This window comes from Chryseobacterium polytrichastri, from assembly GCF_900142445.1.
GTDB lineage: Bacteria > Bacteroidota > Bacteroidia > Flavobacteriales > Weeksellaceae > Chryseobacterium > Chryseobacterium polytrichastri.
Window position 1 is genome coordinate 55,215 of the sequence record NZ_FRAV01000001.1, and the last position, 19,273, is coordinate 74,487.

Annotated in this window: 20 protein-coding genes; 9 read left to right on the plus strand and 11 right to left on the minus strand. The window is 33.0% G+C overall.

The window, feature by feature from the left end:
• Positions 1–25 precede the first annotated feature (25 nt).
• A complete protein-coding gene (locus BUB80_RS00205) occupies positions 26–1,150 on the plus strand; it encodes a ferredoxin--NADP reductase (protein ID WP_073289821.1) in 1,125 nt (374 codons plus the stop codon).
• Complete coding sequence (locus tag BUB80_RS00210) at positions 1,147–1,764, plus strand: SanA/YdcF family protein (RefSeq protein WP_073289823.1); 618 nt, start codon at positions 1,147–1,149, stop codon at positions 1,762–1,764. The genes BUB80_RS00205 and BUB80_RS00210 overlap by 4 nt, the downstream gene beginning before the upstream one ends.
• Here the strand turns inward: BUB80_RS00210 and tamL are convergent.
• Positions 1,761–4,361 carry a translocation and assembly module lipoprotein TamL gene (gene tamL / locus BUB80_RS00215; RefSeq protein ID WP_073289824.1) on the minus strand — a complete coding sequence of 867 codons (2,601 nt, stop codon included), beginning with the start codon at positions 4,359–4,361 and terminating at the stop codon, positions 1,761–1,763. The two genes, BUB80_RS00210 and tamL, sit on opposite strands and share 4 nt — an antisense overlap.
• Here tamL and BUB80_RS00220 point away from each other — a divergent pair.
• The gene (locus BUB80_RS00220; RefSeq protein ID WP_073289826.1) at positions 4,347–5,072 is read left to right on the plus strand and encodes a TrmH family RNA methyltransferase; all 726 of its coding nucleotides are present in this window, start codon (positions 4,347–4,349) and stop codon (positions 5,070–5,072) included. The two genes, tamL and BUB80_RS00220, sit on opposite strands and share 15 nt — an antisense overlap.
• 88 nt (positions 5,073–5,160) lie before the next feature.
• Here BUB80_RS00220 and BUB80_RS00225 read toward each other — a convergent pair whose 3' ends face one another.
• The 5 genes from BUB80_RS00225 to porQ form a co-directional block, all read right to left on the minus strand.
• The gene (locus BUB80_RS00225) at positions 5,161–5,658 is read right to left on the minus strand and encodes a phosphoribosyl-ATP pyrophosphatase (RefSeq protein ID WP_073289828.1); all 498 of its coding nucleotides are present in this window, start codon (positions 5,656–5,658) and stop codon (positions 5,161–5,163) included.
• Between the two features lie 3 nt (positions 5,659–5,661).
• Complete coding sequence (locus tag BUB80_RS00230) at positions 5,662–5,973, minus strand: phage holin family protein (protein WP_228433617.1); 312 nt, start codon at positions 5,971–5,973, stop codon at positions 5,662–5,664.
• 80 nt (positions 5,974–6,053) lie between these two features.
• Complete coding sequence (locus BUB80_RS00235; protein WP_073289830.1) at positions 6,054–6,404, minus strand: YtxH domain-containing protein; 351 nt, start codon at positions 6,402–6,404, stop codon at positions 6,054–6,056.
• Positions 6,405–6,501: 97 nt separating this feature from the next.
• On the minus strand, positions 6,502–7,173 hold the full coding sequence (gene cmk / locus BUB80_RS00240; RefSeq protein ID WP_073289831.1) for a (d)CMP kinase: 672 nt from the start codon (positions 7,171–7,173) through the stop codon (positions 6,502–6,504).
• 87 nt (positions 7,174–7,260) lie between these two features.
• Complete coding sequence (gene porQ / locus BUB80_RS00245; protein WP_073289833.1) at positions 7,261–8,250, minus strand: type IX secretion system protein PorQ; 990 nt, start codon at positions 8,248–8,250, stop codon at positions 7,261–7,263.
• 167 nt (positions 8,251–8,417) lie between these two features.
• Here porQ and pyrH point away from each other — a divergent pair, with 167 nt between their 5' ends.
• Positions 8,418–9,125, plus strand: a complete 708-nt coding sequence (gene pyrH, locus BUB80_RS00250) for a UMP kinase (protein WP_054508875.1) — start codon at positions 8,418–8,420, stop codon at positions 9,123–9,125.
• Between the two features lie 100 nt (positions 9,126–9,225).
• Positions 9,226–9,780, plus strand: a complete 555-nt coding sequence (gene frr, locus BUB80_RS00255; RefSeq protein WP_073289835.1) for a ribosome recycling factor — start codon at positions 9,226–9,228, stop codon at positions 9,778–9,780.
• 71 nt (positions 9,781–9,851) lie between these two features.
• On the opposite strand, the gene BUB80_RS00260 is transcribed toward frr, so the two are convergent.
• The 5 genes from BUB80_RS00260 to BUB80_RS00280 all read right to left on the minus strand — a co-directional run bounded on the left by BUB80_RS00260 (position 9,852) and on the right by BUB80_RS00280 (position 16,226).
• Positions 9,852–10,640 carry a hypothetical protein gene (locus tag BUB80_RS00260; protein WP_073289837.1) on the minus strand — a complete coding sequence of 263 codons (789 nt, stop codon included), beginning with the start codon at positions 10,638–10,640 and terminating at the stop codon, positions 9,852–9,854.
• Between the two features lie 132 nt (positions 10,641–10,772).
• Positions 10,773–12,230 carry an LptF/LptG family permease gene (locus BUB80_RS00265; RefSeq protein ID WP_073289838.1) on the minus strand — a complete coding sequence of 486 codons (1,458 nt, stop codon included), beginning with the start codon at positions 12,228–12,230 and terminating at the stop codon, positions 10,773–10,775.
• 108 nt (positions 12,231–12,338) lie between these two features.
• Positions 12,339–12,986, minus strand: a complete 648-nt coding sequence (locus BUB80_RS00270; protein WP_073289840.1) for an outer membrane lipoprotein periplasmic chaperone LolA1 — start codon at positions 12,984–12,986, stop codon at positions 12,339–12,341.
• A 135-nt stretch (positions 12,987–13,121) separates the two neighbouring features.
• Positions 13,122–13,583, minus strand: a complete 462-nt coding sequence (locus BUB80_RS00275; RefSeq protein ID WP_073289841.1) for a hypothetical protein — start codon at positions 13,581–13,583, stop codon at positions 13,122–13,124.
• 45 nt (positions 13,584–13,628) lie between these two features.
• Positions 13,629–16,226, minus strand: a complete 2,598-nt coding sequence (locus BUB80_RS00280; protein WP_073289843.1) for a DNA translocase FtsK — start codon at positions 16,224–16,226, stop codon at positions 13,629–13,631.
• A 264-nt stretch (positions 16,227–16,490) separates the two neighbouring features.
• On the opposite strand from BUB80_RS00280, the gene BUB80_RS00285 reads away from it, so the two are divergent.
• From BUB80_RS00285 to BUB80_RS00300, 4 genes are all read left to right on the plus strand, one after another.
• Positions 16,491–17,045, plus strand: a complete 555-nt coding sequence (locus tag BUB80_RS00285) for a cysteine hydrolase family protein (protein ID WP_073289844.1) — start codon at positions 16,491–16,493, stop codon at positions 17,043–17,045.
• Between the two features lie 28 nt (positions 17,046–17,073).
• Positions 17,074–17,724 (plus strand): cysteine hydrolase family protein, encoded by a 651-nt coding sequence (locus tag BUB80_RS00290; RefSeq protein ID WP_083546956.1) that lies wholly within the window; start codon positions 17,074–17,076, stop codon positions 17,722–17,724.
• Positions 17,725–17,772: 48 nt separating this feature from the next.
• Complete coding sequence (locus tag BUB80_RS00295; protein ID WP_083546958.1) at positions 17,773–18,417, plus strand: cysteine hydrolase family protein; 645 nt, start codon at positions 17,773–17,775, stop codon at positions 18,415–18,417.
• Positions 18,418–18,520: 103 nt separating this feature from the next.
• Positions 18,521–19,105 (plus strand): Crp/Fnr family transcriptional regulator, encoded by a 585-nt coding sequence (locus tag BUB80_RS00300; RefSeq protein WP_073289846.1) that lies wholly within the window; start codon positions 18,521–18,523, stop codon positions 19,103–19,105.
• Positions 19,106–19,273 lie beyond the last annotated feature (168 nt).

A 19,273-nucleotide genomic window follows, 5' to 3' on the forward strand; every position in this document is an offset into this window, starting at 1 on the left:
TTTTTAGCTATTTTTGAATTGAAGTATGGAACAACAAATCTATAAAGGGAAACTGACACAGTTTCATCGGCTAAAAATAACGAAAAAGGAAGAACTTACCAAAAATACTTTTTCTCTGGAATTTGAGATTCCTGAGAGCCTGCAGGAAAATTTTGAATTTGAAGCCGGGCAGTTTGTAAGTGTGAAATTTCTGTCTCATGGTAAAGAAGTTATTAATGATTATTCAATGACCTCGGCTCCTTATGAAAAAAAAATAAGTTTAGGAATAAAAATTACTTCTCCGGATGGAGCAACTTCACAATTGTTTAAAAACTATCATGTAGGAGATGAATTGCTTGTGAGTGAACCGAGCGGAAGATTTACATTGGTTTCTAAACCTCATGAGTTCAGAACAATCGTTGCTTTTGCAGCAGGAATAGGAATTACTCCAATATTAAGTCATTTTAAAAATATCCTTCATACCGAACCAAGAACAAGATTGTTTCTTTTCTTTGGAAATAAGAATTCGGAAGAATTAGTATATAAAGAATGGCTGGATAATCTTGCTAAAACATGTGGTGACAGATTGCAAATTTTTTATTTCTTTTCTCGGGAAAAAACGGCTGATCAATTCTTTTACGGAAGATTAGATGCTAAGAAATTGAATTTAATTATTAATCAAATTCTACATTTAGATGATACGGATGAAGAATCTACGATCTGGGATGCGGTGGATGAAGTATTGATTTGTGGAAAAGGAGAAATGATCAAGACGCTTGCTAATGCATGTTATCACCACGGAATTCCTAAGAAAAATATTCACTTTGAACTTTTTGAAGAATTTAATGATGATATTTATCCTATAGAAAAAGAGTTTCCTTTAATTGAAAATGTTGAAGTAGATTTTAAGATGTTCGGAAAAGAGTATCATACAGAATTGCCGAATAATAGAGAGAAAATTCTTCAGCAATTATTAATTCAAAAATTTTCTGTTCCGTATTCCTGCAAATCAGGGATTTGCGGAAGCTGCGAATGTTATCTTGAAGAAGGAGAGGTAGAATTGCTGGAAAATGAATATTTAACAGAAAAAGAAGAAGCGCAGGGTAAAATATTAGCTTGCATGTCTATTGCAAAAACTAAAAAAATAAAGCTTAACTTTGATCTCATTTGAGAGTCTTAAAAAACATATTTAACCTTACATTTATATCAGTAGAAATTGTAGTTTTACTGATATGTCTGGCTAATGCATGGGTTTTTGCACTTACAGGAGGACGAACATATACTAAGATTTCTAAAATTCCACCAAGGGAAATTGCTTTGGTTTTAGGGACATCGCCCAAAATGAGATCGGGAATGGCTAATCCTTATTTTACGAAAAGAATGGATGCTACGGCACTACTTTATCATCATGGAAAGATCAAACAGATTATCGTAAGTGGAGAAAAAAGCAAAGGCTATAATGAGCCAGCCGCTATGAAAAACTATCTTGTTTTTCAGGAAGGTGTTCCCGAAGAAATCATCACTGAAGATCCAAAAGGTTTTAATACCTATAAAAGTATTTTAAGATGTAAAGATGTTTACAAAAAAGACAATGTGATTATTGTATCACAAGGTTTTCATAATCTTCGAGCCTTATTTTTTGCAAGAAATAATAATATGAATGCATTAGGTTTTGATGCTCAGGATGTTAATAAGCCCGAAAGTTTCTACAGAAATCAATCCAGAGAGATTCTCGCCAGAGTGATTGCTGTAGTGTATTTTATATTGGGAATCTCTCCTGATTAGAAAGGATATCCGAATGCGATGTTCAAAGTAGGCTTGAAAGGCTGGAAGTCTTTCAATCTCCATCTATCACCTTGAGCCTTGTTGGGGTCGTAAATTTTATAAGCAAAATCTAGCCTAAGGGTAATATAAGCAACATTCACTCTTAATCCGAAACCACTACCAACACCCATTTGACCTAAAAATTTATTGAATTTAAATTCATCTCCATAGCCATCATTTTGGTTACGAAGACTCCATGTGTTACCAATATCCGTAAAAATAGCTCCTTCATACATGTCACTGAAAGGAAGCCTGTATTCAATATTGGTCGTTAATTTTACATTGTCTGTCATGTATGTACGCACTCTTTCATCAACCTGGGAATCAGAAGGCCCTAATCCTCCATAAGCAACCCAAGCTCTGATATCATTTGAACCTCCATTGAAATAAGACCTGATAACAGGCATTGAAGAAGAATTCCCATAAGGAATACCCAAACCAATAAATTGGCGTAATACTAATGTTTGATTGCCATTGAATTTGAAATATTTTCTTACATCAAAATCAAATTTGATGAATTGCGCATAAGGAATTCCGAAAATGGTTCTTTCCGGATTGGTTACAATACCACCATCATTTCTTTTCTTATTGAATATACTCAATGCATTTCCTGCTAATTCTACTTTTCCATTGAAATAGAATGCATTGGGGTAATCTTTTTTCCCTATTTCATTATAAACAAAATTATAGATCAGAGAAGAAATAATTACATCCTGAGTCTGTCTATCTTTATTTATTAATGTTCCTGTAAATGCAATTAAGCGGTCAGCTCCTGCCTGATCCAAAGTTCCACGATATTCTTCATCTAGCAATATCTTTTGTGAAACCTGATCACTTGTAAGCATACCAGCAGTATATTCTTGCCCAATTTGAGAATGAAGCTGAAAATAGTTACGAAAAACCTCATCTCGTATTATTCTATCATTGGCGAAATAATCATAATAGGCATCTTTATTCTTTGTTAAACTTAGCTGTGTATTAAAAAGGGTAAGTCTGTGAGAAACTTTGTCGTTTACTGTAGCAAAATAATTTAATCCCGTATTAAAGTTTACCCTTCCCAAGCCAATATTATTTTGAACGGCCGCCCCTAGAACAATAGAAGATGTAGGGCTATATCTTTTAGGAATGAATTTATAATAATCAAAAGGAATCAATAATCTAGGGAAATTAAGAGAGGCTTGTGCAGAAATCTCATATGCTAAAACTCTTTGGCTGATATCTTTTGTACTTCTTATAGAACCAAAAGTTCCGGAAAGACTTGTTGAAAGGTTTTCTGCACCATTGAAAATATTTCTTGTAGTTAAATCTACGGAAGGAGAGATTCCTAAGTTTAATAACTGGGAATAGTTAACATCCGTTCCTAATTTCAACTCATATTTTGGAAGTGGTTTTAGTAAATACATGACATCAATAATACTGTCATTTGGAGATGTTCCGCCACCGTGTCTCAAAGAATCTTTTGCTTTCAGGATACTGAAGTTATTCATTGATAAAATATTTCTCTTGGTAAGATCTAGTTTTTTTTGATCATACACTTGTTTATTGGCAACAATAATGGACCTCCAAATAGACCGGGTTTTATATTGATTGTTTATTTTATGAAATCTGATACCTCTTAAGCTATCTTTAGTAGTCCTTTTAGGGTACTCATTAGCTTCATCTACAATAGCAACGTCTATATTTCCTATGGTGGCCTTTTTATATGGGGTATCTAAAGAGTCTTTATGGATCTCAAGAGTCAGAGGAATCTGTTTTCTGCTTTTTAAAGAATCTGCTACAAAATAAATTTCATCATTCAGATTATTAAATTTGTAATATCCATAATCTCTCATGAGATCGGTAATTCTTGTAACTTCTTTTTCAAGAACGGTCTGATCTAGAACTTTCCCTGACCTTACAAGACTTTGATGGATTTTTTCTCTATAGATTCCTTTAATTGTAGGGTCCGAAATATTATAATAATACTCTTTGATTAGAGAAGGATCTTTATGTGCTATAAAATAGGTGACAGCTGCTTTTTTAGAAGCCGAATCTAATGCCTGCTTAAACTTTACATCAGCATCCCAATATCCTCGATAGGTTAATCTTTTCTTAATAGATTCAGCACTTTTTTCAGTTTTAGTTTGATCCAGGATTACGGGTGGTGAGCCCCAATTGTGATACAATCTATCAATTAACAGATTTTTTCCCACGCTGCTTTTCATGTTATATTTAATGAAAAGAGAATCTCTTAATTTCTGATCTCTCATTTCATTAGGATAGGTCATGTATTCATTAAGAATGGTGTCGTATTTAGGATTTGCTGCATTGTATAGCCATAAACCTAAAGGCATGAAAAGAAATTGCTTCTTATTTGGCTTTTGCTGAACATAATTTTTCAGTTCACTATCGAAAAGATCTTTCTTGTCTTCAAACTCAAAATTGTTTTGGGTAAGCAAATATTCACCATTCGGAACTTTCTTTGTTGTACTACAAGCATAAAGAAGACCAACAAATGTTGCAAATGAGATAATTTTATAATATTTTTGAGGAGAATTCTTATAATGCTTACAGCTCATACAATAAAAATTTTACAGACTTTAGATAAAAAGAAGTTCAGACAAAAATACAATTTGTTTTTGGTTGAGGGTAATAAAATCATTTGCGAACTTTTTAATTCTAACTTTAAAATTAAAGAAATATTCTCTACCGATCCTCAAAAATTGGACCGTACAGATGTACCCATTACTCATGTATCTGAAAATGAGTTGAAAAAAATTAGTTTCCTGAAAAATCCTAAAGACTCCGTGGCTCTTTGCTATTTAAAAACGGAAGAAAAATTTGAAGATCAAAATGTTCAACTTGTGTTGGATGGAATTCAGGATCCCGGAAATTTAGGCACAATAATTCGATTGGCAGATTGGTTCGGGATAGAACAGATTATTTGCAGCGAAGATACGGTAGATGTCTATAATCCTAAAGTAATCATGTCGACTATGGGATCTTTTACCAGAGTAAATGTAGTTTATACAGATCTTGTAGAATATCTTTCCGAAACAAAAAATGTGAATATTGGAACAGATATGGAAGGAGAAAATATTTATACCTTTCAAAAACCTGAGAAATTTAATCTCATTCTAGGTAATGAAGGCAATGGAATGCGTCCTGAAACTGAAAAATTACTTCAGAAAAGCATTAGTATTCCGAGATTTGGAAAGTCTCAATCTACGGAAAGTCTGAATGTTTCAATGGCGGCAGGAATTATCTTAGGACAACTCTTCAGAGTTTGATAATAGTTAAAGTAATAGGGTTTTAGTGTCGGAGGGTTGTAGAGTTTTGTTTAACTACTCTTAAATTCGACACTAAAACTCTATACTATTATATAAGTTGTTCCATGCTTGAAACGCTTTTACTTTTTTGATAGCTTTCTAATTTCTTTCTTACGAATTTTAAAGCAATAGGAGCGAGGTAAATCATTGCAGCGCCCAAAATCTTTTTCTTCCAGTTGGGACTGCTCATATTTTTCTTGGCATAGTTTCCTACCAATGCAGCAACTCCAAGTTTAATGATACTGTCTACAGCATTTCCTTTAAATGCAGAACTCGCAAGACTCATTGCTGAGTTTCTGTTGATCAACATATCTTTAACCTCTGAGGTTAGTTGTTTGGCGATAACGTCTTTTCTGAGAACAATTTTTTCATCGCCTTCTTCATCTGTTTTTTCCTGCAGATACTGATCTGTTAAACCATTTGTAAATGCACTTAAACTTTCTTTTGTGTTTTTAAAAGTCAGTAAATTTTCTAAATCACTGATTTCACCTTTTAACAAATTTTTCTTAGTTCTTAATTCTTGTAAGCTTTCGTAATTTCTGCCCATAGTTTAATGATTTAAAAATTTAATAACTTGATCTGCCACAGAGTTTACAATTCTATTTTTGAAGGCAATAATAAAGATCATGACTAAAAAATAAAATGCAGCAACAATTAAAAATCCATATGATGTATTATCAAGGGCTTTACCAATAAGGAATGCAATTCCGAAATTAAAGAGAATAATAAAAAAGGTAAAAGCAATAATCAATACAACAAGATAAGTGATAATACCTGCAGAGAGTGATGACTTTTCAGTAGCTTCAATCTTCAGAAGATCTATTCTCTTAGATGCGTATTCTTTAATAGTTTCTATCATCATTGTTTTTTTTGAAATTTACAAAAAAAGGAACTTTCGTGCACAAAGTTCCTTCTCATAATTTACTTCTAAAAATAAATTATTTATTTTTTAAGATCATTTAATTCTGCTTCTACATTTTTTACTACATCTGTAGTTTTAGAAACAATTTGATCTTTATATTTATCATAACCATCTTTCATTGTATGAGCTACATTATTAGCTGTTTCTTTAAAAGTAGATGAAATATTACCATACTGGTCTTTCATTTTTTCAGAAACCTCCCCATACTTTTCTTTTGCTTGATCTTTAAGGTCGTTAGCTTTCGTTTTAATTTTTTTTCTTGTTTCTTTACCTTCTTCAGGAGCATAAAGCATTCCTAAGATTACACCTGCAGCAGCACCTGCAAGAAGTCCTGCTAATATACCCGCTGTATTTTTTTCTTTTCTAGACATTTTTCGTTTTTTAAATAGTTAATAAATATTAGTTTTTTACGCTTTAAATCCTACAATTAATGTACCAAAACAGGCTGTTTTCTATTAAAAATTTTTATTAATTTTTAATTCGGGAAAGAATAGTTTCAATAGTTTCTTTCTTTGTGAGGTTGGTGTTGTCTATTACAATGGCGTCATCTGCCTGCTTTAGAGGGGCAATTTCTCTTTCACTGTCAATTTTATCGCGGATAATAAGATTTTCCTTTACTTGTTGTTCATTGGCCTCAATGCCAAGGCTTAGCAATTCGTTGTATCTTCTTTTTGTTCTTTCGTCTATACTTGCAGTAAGGAAAAATTTGAAGTCCGCATTTGGCAGAACTACTGTCCCGATGTCACGTCCGTCCATAATAATTCCGCCTTTCTCTGCCAAGGTACGCTGAGACTGAAGTAAAAAATCTCTTACTTCTTTTTGTTTAGCGACTAAACTTACGTTATCAGAAACCTGATTTGTTCTGATTTGTTTAGATATATCATTTTGATTAAGATAAAGAACCAATTCGCCATCATTATTTTTAAACTCTAGCTGAATTTGATCTAAAGAAGAAAAAAGTTTTTCAAGATTTACAGAACCTTTTTCGTCCAGGCAATGTTGTAATGCAAACCAAGTAACACCTCTGTAAAGTGCACCTGTATCCAGATGAACAAGTCCTAGTTTATTGGCAATGACCTTGGAGATTGAACTTTTTCCGGTAGACGAGTACCCATCGATAGCTATTACAGGTTTTTTCATATCGCAAATTTCAAAATTTTTTCTGAAAAACCAATAGATACTAAGAAATTTTCTTCACTAAAATAAAAATTTCCTGATTCGAAAAATTTAATATCTATTTCTGCTAAGATCTAAAGAAATTCCTATTTGATTGACATTTGAAGAGTTGTGATATCTTACATGAGCATAATCAATTCTGAATTTTGCAATTTTAATCCCAAAACCTCCGGAAAGACCTGAAAAGTTTCTTTGATCTGCTACAGCCAATTCGTTTCCTCTTTTTACATTATATCCTAATCTGATGTTAAAACCTTTTTCAGGGAATAGCTCTGCACCAATAGAGAAGTGATCGGCAATTTTTCTTCCTACATTTACTTCCTGTCCGTTTACATTATAGTCTGACGAAATATCAAACTGCTGCAAATCGTGAGCAGTAATGGTAATTGCTAAAGGAATAGCCTTTAAAATTTTAGTATATCCTAAATCTACTCTAAATGGAAGATTTTCTCTCGTTCCGTTGAAAGATTTAAACTGATATCCAAAGTTTCTGGCTACTACAGAAATAACCTCTTTGCTTTTTTTATTGTGATAAGTAACCCCTAGAGTTCCTCCAATAGCAGAGGAAGTATAAGTATCGATTTTTGAAGTAATGAAGTTGATTCCCCCACCAATGGTCCAGTCTTCTTCAAACTGATAAGCATATCCGGCTCCCACAGCAACGTCAGAGGCAGTGAAGTTTCCGTTTTCAAAACCACTATCATCTGTTCTGGGGATGTCACCATAGCTCATATACCTCGCATTGATAGTGGCCATATGGCCATTCTCAAAATCTTTGGCGAAAGCTATCGTTCCGTATTTTGAATCGGCTAGATAAGCAGCTCCATTTACAGAAAGCTGTTTATCAGAATCTTTATTTAGTAACGAGGGGTTTGCAATAGCAAAGGAAACATCATAATCTCTTATGGTAATTGCGTCTCCACCTAAGGCTGCTTGCCTTGCAGATACAGGAATATTTAAAAATGGATAAACATTTCTTCCTGATTGCGCATAAGACACAATTCCTGACAGAAATAATGAAAAAATGACAATTTTCTTCAATTCAATTTATAATTAATGCAAAAATAATCCTTTTTCGTACGTATCAAAATATTTCTCACATTATTTCTGATTAAATATTTTTCTTATTGCAATATTTTTAATGATTATATTTGCAAAATCAAATTTCAGGGAGCTATCCCTTCTTAAAAAGTTATTAAAAATTAAAGATGAAATATAAAAGAATCCTTCTAAAACTTAGTGGTGAGGCCTTAATGGGTAACAGACAATATGGTATTGACACTGAAAGACTACAAGAGTATGCAGTGGAAATAAAGAAAGTAGTAGAAAGAGGCTGTGAAATTGCCATTGTAATTGGGGGAGGAAATATTTTCCGTGGAGTAGCAGGTGCTGCGAAAGGAATGGACAGAGTACAAGGAGATTATATGGGAATGCTTGCCACTGTAATTAACGGAATGGCTTTGCAAGGTGCTTTGGAAGATGCAGGAATCAAAACGAGACTTCAATCTGCTATCGAAATGGATAAAGTAGCTGAACCTTTCATTAAAAGACGCGCTGTAAGACACCTTGAGAAAGGTAGAGTAGTGATCTTTGGAGCAGGAACAGGAAACCCTTATTTCACAACTGATACGGCTGCTACACTAAGAGCTATCGAAATCGGAGCTGATGTTATCTTAAAAGGAACAAGAGTAGATGGTATCTACGACAGCGATCCTGAGAAAAATGCGGATGCCGTAAAATACAATTCTTTATCTTTCGACGAAGTTTTTGAAAAGAATCTTAAAGTAATGGATATGACTGCATTCACTTTAAGTCACGAAAATAAATTACCAATCATTGTATTTGATATGAATAAAGAAGGTAATTTAGTGAAGATTGTAGAAGGAGAAAATGTTGGAACTCTAGTCAATTTATAATTAAGTTCAGGGTCTAGAGTTTTTTTATTTTAAAAATTACTCATTACCGCTTACTTATTATTCATAAAAAATGTGTAACTATTCAAATTTTAGATATATAATGGAAGAATTAGATCTTATAGTAGAAACTGTAAAACAAGACATGGAAGCAGCTATTAAGCATTTGGATCATGCATTTCAAAGAATTAGAGCAGGACGTGCATCTACATCTATGGTTCAGGATGTTATGGTAGAATATTACGGAGCTCCGACTCCTATTAACCAAGTTGCTAACGTTTCTGTTCCTGATGCTATGACCATCGCTATTCAACCTTGGGATAGAACTGCAATTGGTGCTATAGAAAAAGCTATTATCAACTCTAACTTAGGTTTTGCACCTTCTAACAACGGGGAAAATATTATCCTTAATGTACCGCCTTTAACAGAGGAAAGAAGAAGAGACTTAGCAAAACAAGCTAAAGGAGAAACTGAAGATACAAAGATCGTTGTAAGAAACGCGAGACAAAACGGTTTGAAAGAACTTAAAAGATTGGAAGGTGTTTCTGAAGATGTTATAAAAGGAGTGGAAGAAGATATTCAAGCTCTTACAGACAAGCACGTAAAGGCTTGTGATGATCATCTTAAGGTTAAAGAAGCTGAAATTATGAAAGTATAATGTTCAGTTTTTGAAAATAAAAAAGAGGTTCCAGTTTTGTGGAACCTCTTTTTGTTGGTATGAATAATTGATTATTTACAGTTTTCGTTATAATCATAAATCACTTCGTTTACGATAGAAACGTTATCAGACATTGCATTGTCAATTTCATTTTTGATGAATTTTCCTAATCCAGATCTTTTCTTCGTGTCATTTTTCAGAGAAGCATATTCTCCTTTTGTGATTTTACCTCTTACATATGGGCAGTCGGCAACAATTATTTTAGCTTTATCAAGTGTTAATTCTTCTACTTTTCCTCCTTTTTTTGAATAAATATAAGATGGACTTTGTTTTAATCTTCTGGTTTCTTCTTCAGCTACTGCAATCTGGCTTCCTGCAGAAAAAGTAGTTGGGTAACCATATAATTTATATACTTTTATCTTTCCATCTGCTATCAATTCTGCAAACTGATTAGATTTTGTAAGATTATTAAAAGCCTTTATACTTCCACTTAGGCCTCCTGTTGCTGTATTGAAGCCTTCTTTGGTATTGGTATATTTTACAACTTCAAAGTGTCTTTCAGTATCATTTTCATAAGCCATATATGCTTTCAGATCATCTGAATCATAGGTCTTAAATTTCTGTCTTTTTTTAGAGCTGTCAATATCAGAAGATGCAATAAACTTTACTTTTTTTTGATTTTGCCACGGGCTATTCTCACTTCCATTCAATCTTACAATACCTTCAATTTTCTTTCCACTTTTATCGATTATATAGCCATATTTTTCACCTGCTCTCATTTCATAATCTAAGTTGTCTTCCTGTGCGTATGCATTGAAAGAAACTAGGCTGAATAATCCAATTAGTAATAATTTTTTCATATAATTTTATTTAATTCTCCCAAAGATAATTTTTTATCTTGAAAATTAATATAAGAGGAAAAATTTTAATGAAGAGTAATAAAAAAAGATCCAGAAAACTCTGGATCTTTTACTTTTGAATATTTTAATTTTCTATTGATATCTTTTATGTTCATCATTTTTCTTTGAGAACAATTTCATAATAGGTTTAAATAAAACTTTGTACTTCTCGGCATCAAACAATTGAGAGTCTGTAAGCGCTTTATAAGTCATCCAAACTCCAAAAGGGAAGAGAATGATATTTGGAAGCCAGGCAGCCAGATAAGGATTCATTTTTCCTGCCCAGGCAATGTTTTCAACGCCAACATTAATCACATAGAATATAATGAAAATTACAATCGCGATGATCACAGGAAGTCCCATTCCTCCTTTTCTAATAATGGAACCTAAACTTGCCCCAATCAAAAAAAATATAATACAGGTAAATGAATAGGTAAGGATTCTTTGCTGATAAATTACCACTTTACTGAAGTACTTTATGTTTGGGTTTATTTCGTTATTTTTTGTTTCTAATGTTGATTTTAAATTGTCTAATCTGTTATGAGCATTGTAGATCATTTCCAATTTCTTATCGCTTTTTACGGTGTCTAATTTAACCTGAGCTTTCGGAATTGCTTTAGATTTATTTTGCTCCATGTATGTAATGACAGCATTGGTCTGATTCAAAACATCTCCACTTGAAGTTGCGAAGAATTTTTCATTATCCTTCTTATTCTTATTAATCGTCTTTTGAAGCTGATTGAAAGTCTGGAAACGGTAATCATCAGTAATCTGCTCTTCATCGATCGCTTTATTGATGATTTCACTAATGTCAAAATGGGATGTTAATGTATCAAATTTAATAGCTTGATCGGGCTGTTTTAACCTTACATTATCAGGCTTGCCGCTAAAGTTATCTTCAAAAATATATCCGTTATAAAGAACTAATTTTAAATAATTTTTATTAGCAGCTGGAACAAATTTTCCTTTCTCTGCTACAATTGATTGCTGGTTTTCATACGTACTTGCTTTTCTGTGAACAAAAACACCTTCTATATTTTCACCGTTTTCACCATAAATTTTATCAAACTTTACCATGTATCCAGGAAGCTGATCTATAAACTGCCCAGGTGTAAAGTTCAATGCAGGCTTTGTTTGAGCAATATTAAAAAGCATGTTCTTTGCCTTTCTCTGAAAATCGGGAATAATATTATTCGAAAAGAAAAATAGCATAATGGCCAGTGCGGTAGAAACCCCTAAAAGAGGCATCATGACTCTGGTTAAAGAAATTCCGGCAGCTTTCATTGCTGCCAGTTCGTACCGTTCTCCAAATTCACCGAAAGACATAATACTAGCCAAAAGAATAGTAAGCGGTAAAACCATACTTATTACACTTACCCCAAGGTAAAAAAGTAATTTCAGGATTTCCCAAGTACTTAAGCCTTTTCCCATAAATTGTCCTAATTGCACCCATACAATATTTACAATAAAGATGAAAAACAATACACTAAATATGAAAAAAAACGGTCCAAAGAAGGTTTTTATGATATATCGGTCTAGTATTTTTAACATTCGCCAAAATTAATGAAAAAGCCACAAAGTTTTCTTTGTGACTTTATATTTTATTATTTTTTTATCATTAAGTAATAATACGAAATTGTAACGCTGAAAATCTGCTTTTTACAATTCTGTGATTACGTAATTCTTATATTTATTTTTATCAAATACAAACATGTTTGCATCCAGGTCTTGATTTTCTTTGTATTCTTTAATAGCAATTACAGCAACATCTTTATTGTTTCCGTGTTGTTCTAATTTTACCATTTGTTTTTTAGCAGAATCTACAAAGATGTACACATATTTTAACCCGTTTGCTTTAACCGGAGTTAATTTAATGAAATCTGCATTTATGCCATTCACATTTTTCTTCCCGTCGTAGGTTACATTATAATCATTTCTATACGTAGAAAGATAATTGATAGGGGAGAACATGGTGCTGTTGGCGTTAGGTTTTGCTACCGTTACCTCCATGTCTTCTGTATTAATATTGTAAATCTTATTTCCATCGAAGATCTGTTCTGTATCCATGATCTTCAATTTGTATTTATCTCCGGAAGCATAATAAATTCCAGGTTCTGTTTTGCCAACCTCTCCGTTTACTCCACTTCCAAAAGAGAACTTGAAATAGGTGTTCTTTTTAGATTTATAATTTGCTGTGATGTCGTCTAATATTTTTTTAGCCTTCGCATCAATTTTTTGGGCATTGGTAAATCCAACTGCTCCTAAAACAAATCCGCCTAATATTATTTTTGAAATACTGTTTTTCATTTTTTTAAATTTTTATACTCTTTATACATTTTCCAACTTCAAAAGTTTAACATCAAATGATGTTTTTTCCTTTATCTACGCAGATCTTTCAAAAACTGTTCCAAGAATTGCAACGTATTGAGAGGATGTATTAAATTATTTTCTATCTGCTCTATAAGTGTATTTATCAAAATTCTCAGGAAGAATATTTGTTACTGTGAGCTTATTGGAAGTAATCGTAGGTTCTATTCTAATTACTTTTGTATTATCATTGATTTCTACTTTGTGTGTACTTCTCATATTTACCATATCTATATGAAGAGCTTTGAAATCATAGTTCCCGTTTTTTAAATCAATGATCAGATATTCTTTTGTTCTGATTTGTCCGATTGATTTATCGTCAATCCAGACATTTAACCTGGCAGTATTATCCATTGAATGCAAAATACTTGCGCCATTATATATTAATACTTTCCCATTTCCTAATGTGTTTGTATCAACTGTTTCTAGTCTTACAGAACTATAATCACTCGGAATTGATCTTAGTGCACATGAAGTGAGCGATAGCGCTGAGAAAATTAGAAATAGATGGGCTATGTTCTTTTTAAGAATTATCATGATGTATGTATTATTAGTTATTAATTTAACATTTTTCAAAAATTTCTACCTGCGTAAGTCTTCTAAAAACTGTTCCAGCGAGTGAAGATCACTGATAATCACTTCTCTTGCTTTTGCACCATTAAAGCCGCCTACAATACCACTTGCCTCCAATTGGTCCATAATTCTTCCTGCTCTGTTGTATCCTAATTTTAACTGTCTCTGAAGCATAGAGGTAGATCCTTGTTGCGTAGAAACAATAATTCTTGCAGCATCCTCAAATAACGCATCTTTTTCATTCGGATCAAAAGCTCCGACATTACTTGTTGCTTCTTCTGAAACATATTCAGGAAGAAGGAATGCAGAGGCATATCCTTTTTGTTCCCCGATAAATTCTGCCAATCTTTCTACTTCCGGAGTATCTACGAAAGCACATTGAAGTCTTAAAATTTCATTTCCGTTAAAATAAAGCATATCTCCTTTACCAATCAACTGATCTGCTCCGGGAGAATCCAGAATCGTTCTTGAATCCACACTTGAAATTACTCTAAATGCAGCTCTCGCTGGGAAGTTAGCCTTAATCATCCCTGTAATTACATTTACAGAAGGTCTTTGTGTAGCAACAATTAAGTGGATTCCTACTGCTCTTGCCAGCTGAGCCAATCTTGCAATAGGTAATTCAACTTCTTTTCCTGCAGTCATAATTAAATCTGCAAACTCGTCAACAACCAAAACGATGTAAGGTAAATAACGGTGTCCGTTTTCAGGATTTAGTTTTCTTTCCGTAAATTTCTTATTGTATTCTTTTAAGTTTTTACAGAATGCATTTTTAAGCAGGTCATATCGTTGATCCATCTCTACACAAAGAGAATTCAACGTATTAATTACTTTATTGGTATCGGTGATAATAGCATCATCTGTATCCGGAAGTTTCGCTAAATAATGTCTTTCAATTTTTGAATATAAAGAAAGTTCTACTTTTTTAGGATCCACCATTACGAATTTCAATTCACTAGGGTGTTTCTTGTAGAGTAGGGAAGTAAGGATGGCATTGATACCAACTGATTTCCCCTGTCCTGTAGCACCCGCCATCAATAAGTGAGGCATCTTTGAAAGATCGGCCATGAAGACTTCATTCGAAATTGTTTTTCCAAAAACAACCGGAAGATCCATATCTGTATTTTGGAATTTATGTGATGCGATAACAGAGCGCATAGAAACCATGGTCGGATTTTTTCTGGGAACCTCAATTCCGATTGTTCCTTTTCCTGGCATTGGAGCGATAATTCTAATTCCCAATGCAGAAAGGTTCAAGGCAATATCGTCTTGTAATTTTTTAATGGCTGATACTCTAATTCCCGCTTCTGGAACAATTTCGTATAAGGTAACTGTGGGCCCAATTGTAGCTTTGATTTCAGAAATTCCAACATTGAAATTCTTTAACAACCCTACAATTTTATTTTTATTTTCTTCTAATTCTTCTTGGTTGATAGAAATCTCTTCATTTCCATAATCTGTTAAAAGATTAACCGGAGGCATTTGGAAATTAGCCAAATCTAATTTGTGATCATAAAGACCATGTTTGTCTACAAGCTCTTTAGATTTTCTGTCGGATTCATCTAAGACATCAATAACAGGTGCTATTTCTATATTAAATTTAATATCTTCTTTTACGATTGGTTTTGGAGGATTAATATCAAACGCTTCCTCTGGAGTTGAAACCGGTACAGGAGTTTTTGTATTTAGATTTACATTAACGGGTTGTGAAAAATCATTTCTACTTTCTTCAAATGAAGTATGATTTGGAGTGGTAATGGTAACAGGATCTAGAGTTGTTGAAACGGGAAGAACCTCAGGGAATCCTTTCGGAACACTTACTGCTTTTACAGGTTCTTCAACTTTTATTTTTTGAGGAATATCTGTTACCGAAACATTACTACTTTCGCTGTTAATGCTGCTAGTACTAGTAGTGGTATTATTATTATTATTATTATCCGGAGTCTCTTGAATTTCTTCTTCCAATTCTTCATCGGCTTCAAAATCTTCATCAGAACTTGGTATCATAGATTTTACTTTACCAATTGTATTTTCGTTGATTTTGTCCAGCTTTGCTTTCATTGAACTTGGGCGAAGATTAAATTCTAAGATAAAATATAATGCAATGCTCGATACCAAAACCGTCCAAAGCCCAACACCTCCTATAATGGCATTAAGAGAATCCATGATTTGATACCCATAAACCCCGCTTAAAACCCCTTGCCCTTTTGTGATTGCTCCAAACAAAACAGGAAGCCAGCAAATGAAAAATAAAGAATGCCCAAAGGTCATCCAAGGTTTAAAAATTTTCTTTTTAAGGATCATGGTTCCTATTACCATAAAAAGGAATGCTATAATAAAAGAGGCAACGCCTATGCTTTCAAAAATGAAAAGGTTTCCGAGCCAGTCGCCCAGTTTTCCAAAAATATTCGAAGATTTTATACTCTTGTCCAGCATTGTTCCTGCTTGGCTTTGGTCTGCTTTCCAATTCATTAAATAAGAAATGAACGAGAAAACAAGTACTCCAGAAAAAAGGATAAAAGTAAGCCCTATGAATATACGGGGCTTGGATAAAGTTCTGCCTTTGTCAGGCGATTCAGCTTGTTGTTTTTGTGTCTTTTTGTCCATAATATCAATGTTGGCAAATTTAGTGTTTTTTCAACACCAATACATATTTTTAATCAAAATTGAAAGGTAAATTATGTTAATTTTTCTAGAATAATGCTTACTACTAAAAGAAGATTTTAATAATTTTTGAAATTCTCTGAAATTATAAATTGGTTTTACTTTCACAAAATAAGTAGAAATATAATGCTTTTTTGAACTAGTTCAATTTTTTTGAATCCGAGTCTCTATAATTTTGCTTCATAATTAAGAAAACAAAATAGAATTATGAAAAAAGCACTTGTAATTATTGATGTACAAAATGATTATTTTCCAGGGGGAACCCACACTTTATTTGAAGTTGAACAAGCGGGAAAGAATGCTCATGAAGTTTTAGTTTATGCACGAAGTAAAGGTTTTGAAATTATTCATATTCAGCATATAGCCACGAACGAAGGTGCAGACTTCTTTTTAGCTGAAACAGAGGGCGCAAAAATTAACAACTGCGTACAGCCAAATGATGGAGAGAAAATAATCATTAAAAATTATCCAAACAGTTTTAGAGATACTGACTTGTTGAATCATCTTCGAAAAAATGAGATCAATGATTTGGTTGTGTGTGGAATGATGACTGATGTCTGTGTTGCTGCTACCGTAAGAACGGCGATGGATTTTGGTTTTAATACCACCATAATTGGTGATGCCTGTGCTACAGAAGACCGCGAATTGTATGGGAAAACTGTTGATGCTAAAGATATGCACATCTCTTTTCTTGCGGGGCTTACTGCCTTGGGTAATCTATATGCCTATGTTATAACAACTGAACAATTTCTATTGTCCTAAACCTAATTTTTTTAACTAAAAATATTATATGAAAAATTTATTTAAAACAGCCGCATTATTAGTTGTGTTCTTATTGGGAATAACTCAGTATGTTGTTGCACAAAGCCCGAATAATAATTTTGAAAATACTGCGCTTATCATTATTGATGTGCAGAATGATTATTTTCCAGGAGGAAAAATGACATTGGTAAATGCTGATGAAGCTGGTGAAAAGGCAAAACAATTACTTGCTGCATACCGAGCACACAATAGACCTGTAATTCATATTCAGCATATTTCTACCAATGCGGGAGCTACTTTTTTCTTGCCTAATACACAAGGGGCAAAAATAAGTTCCTATGTAACACCTAATTCAGGCGAAAAAGTAATTGTAAAGCATTATCCCAATAGCTTCAGAGAAACTGATCTTTTGCAGTATCTTAAAAGTATAGGTGTGAAAAACCTTGTAATATGTGGAATGATGACTGATGTATGCGTGGTTTCTACTACCAGAGCAGCGATGGATTTAGGCTTTAATAATACGTTGATAAGTGATGCAATTGCTACCAGAGATCGTATGCTGTATGGTAAAACTGTAAGTGCAGCCAAGATTAACAAATCTTATTTGGCAGGCCTATCATCTCTTGGTAACCTGTATGCAAGAGTGAGAACAACGCAGCAATTCATTAACGGGCAATAAGCCTAAATCATAAAAGATACAGATTAATTAAATTCTTAAAATAAAAAAATGAAAAATATATTTTTAACCTTCTTTTCAATGGCTCTGTTGATGATTACAGGATGTAATGATAATGACAGAAACCATCATGATGTAAAAGAGAATTCTACAGCATTGTTAATTATAGATGTTCAAAACGATTATTTTCCAGGTGGAGCCATGGAATTAGTTGGGGCTAATGAGGCTGGTGAAAAAACAAAATTGTTATTAGAGTATTACAGGAAAAATAACCTTCCTATAATACATATTCAGCACATTGCTACCAATGCGGGAGCTACTTTTTTCTTACCAAACACTCCTGGTGCAGAGATTAATGCTTTAGTTACTCCTTTGGAAGGTGAAAAAGTCATTGCTAAACATTATCCAAACAGTTTCAGGGAAACAGATTTGTTACAATATTTGAACTCTAAAAATATTAAGAAACTTGTTATAACAGGAATGATGACCGATGTTTGTGTGGATGCAACAACAAGAGCAGCAATGGATTTTGGATTTGATAATACGGTTGTTGGAGATGCTGTGGCAACAAGAGATAGAGAATTATTTGGAGAAACTGTAAAAGCTGCAGATGTGAACGAATCATTCCTTGCGGGGTTAACGGCTTTAGATAATTTATATGCGAAAGTATTGACAACAAAGGAACTTCTGAAATAATAAAAAAAATACATTGATTCTACTTGAATGGAGATACTCAATTGGGTGTCTCCATTTTGTTTAATGTAAAATTGATACATTTGTTTCACTCATAAACCAAATTATGTTCGAGATCTTAAAAAATAATATCAGCAGATATATTGACCTTTCTGATGAAGAGTTTCAACGTTTTTCTGAACCTTTTAAGCTTGAAACATTTAAAAAGAAAGATGTTGTATTAAAAGAAGGGGAGTATTGTCTTTTTGAGGGCTTTGTTGTAAACGGTTGTTTTAAAGTGTATTTTTTAACAGAAGACGGGTTTGAACAAACCTTATATTTTGCAATCGAGAATTGGTGGATCACAGATATCGACAGTTTGATTAATAATGTTCCAAGTACGTTGAATATTGAAGCGTTGGAAGATAGTGAAGTCTTAATGATTTTAAAAAAAGATAAAGAACTTCTTTATGAAACGATGCCAAAAGTTGAAAAGTTGTTCAGGATTATGAATCAACAATCTTCGGTAGCTTTGCAAAGACGGATTTTATCTTTAATGAATAAAACGGCAGATAAGCGCTACCTGGAATTTTTAGAAAAATATCCAACTCTTGAACAGCGATTAACGCAACAGCAAGTTGCTTCTTATTTGGGAATTTCTCATGAATTTTTAAGCAAAATAAGAAAGAAAACAATATTAGGAAATAGATAAACCCAATCGCGGGAATAGCTATTTTGTATTCACATTTTCAGGGTTTTCGATTTTAAATTTTCTTCAATTTATTTTTGCTTATTAAGAATGTTTCAAAATAGCGAATATAGGCTTCAAAGTGACAAAAAACAGTTTTTTTTATCCTCTTTATAGTTTATCATGCTTATT

Bases quoted from the DNA above. Each gene is read 5' to 3' on its own strand.
- BUB80_RS00290 (WP_083546956.1), top strand. From the start codon at position 17,074: ATGAAAAATTTATTTAAAACAGCCGCATTATTAGTTGTGTTCTTATTG.
- frr (WP_073289835.1), top strand. From the start codon at position 9,226: ATGGAAGAATTAGATCTTATAGTAGAAACTGTAAAACAAGACATGGAA.
- pyrH (WP_054508875.1), top strand. From the start codon at position 8,418: ATGAAATATAAAAGAATCCTTCTAAAACTTAGTGGTGAGGCCTTAATG.
- tamL (WP_073289824.1), bottom strand. From the start codon at position 4,361: ATGAGCTGTAAGCATTATAAGAATTCTCCTCAAAAATATTATAAAATT.
- BUB80_RS00270 (WP_073289840.1), bottom strand. From the start codon at position 12,986: ATGAAAAACAGTATTTCAAAAATAATATTAGGCGGATTTGTTTTAGGA.
- BUB80_RS00275 (WP_073289841.1), bottom strand. From the start codon at position 13,583: ATGATAATTCTTAAAAAGAACATAGCCCATCTATTTCTAATTTTCTCA.
- BUB80_RS00285 (WP_073289844.1), top strand. From the start codon at position 16,491: ATGAAAAAAGCACTTGTAATTATTGATGTACAAAATGATTATTTTCCA.
- BUB80_RS00205 (WP_073289821.1), top strand. From the start codon at position 26: ATGGAACAACAAATCTATAAAGGGAAACTGACACAGTTTCATCGGCTA.
- BUB80_RS00230 (WP_228433617.1), bottom strand. From the start codon at position 5,973: ATGATGATAGAAACTATTAAAGAATACGCATCTAAGAGAATAGATCTT.
- cmk (WP_073289831.1), bottom strand. From the start codon at position 7,173: ATGAAAAAACCTGTAATAGCTATCGATGGGTACTCGTCTACCGGAAAA.
- BUB80_RS00265 (WP_073289838.1), bottom strand. From the start codon at position 12,230: ATGTTAAAAATACTAGACCGATATATCATAAAAACCTTCTTTGGACCG.
- BUB80_RS00220 (WP_073289826.1), top strand. From the start codon at position 4,347: ATGCTTACAGCTCATACAATAAAAATTTTACAGACTTTAGATAAAAAG.
- BUB80_RS00295 (WP_083546958.1), top strand. From the start codon at position 17,773: ATGAAAAATATATTTTTAACCTTCTTTTCAATGGCTCTGTTGATGATT.
- BUB80_RS00225 (WP_073289828.1), bottom strand. From the start codon at position 5,658: ATGGGCAGAAATTACGAAAGCTTACAAGAATTAAGAACTAAGAAAAAT.
- BUB80_RS00260 (WP_073289837.1), bottom strand. From the start codon at position 10,640: ATGAAAAAATTATTACTAATTGGATTATTCAGCCTAGTTTCTTTCAAT.
- BUB80_RS00235 (WP_073289830.1), bottom strand. From the start codon at position 6,404: ATGTCTAGAAAAGAAAAAAATACAGCGGGTATATTAGCAGGACTTCTT.
- BUB80_RS00280 (WP_073289843.1), bottom strand. From the start codon at position 16,226: ATGGACAAAAAGACACAAAAACAACAAGCTGAATCGCCTGACAAAGGC.
- BUB80_RS00300 (WP_073289846.1), top strand. From the start codon at position 18,521: ATGTTCGAGATCTTAAAAAATAATATCAGCAGATATATTGACCTTTCT.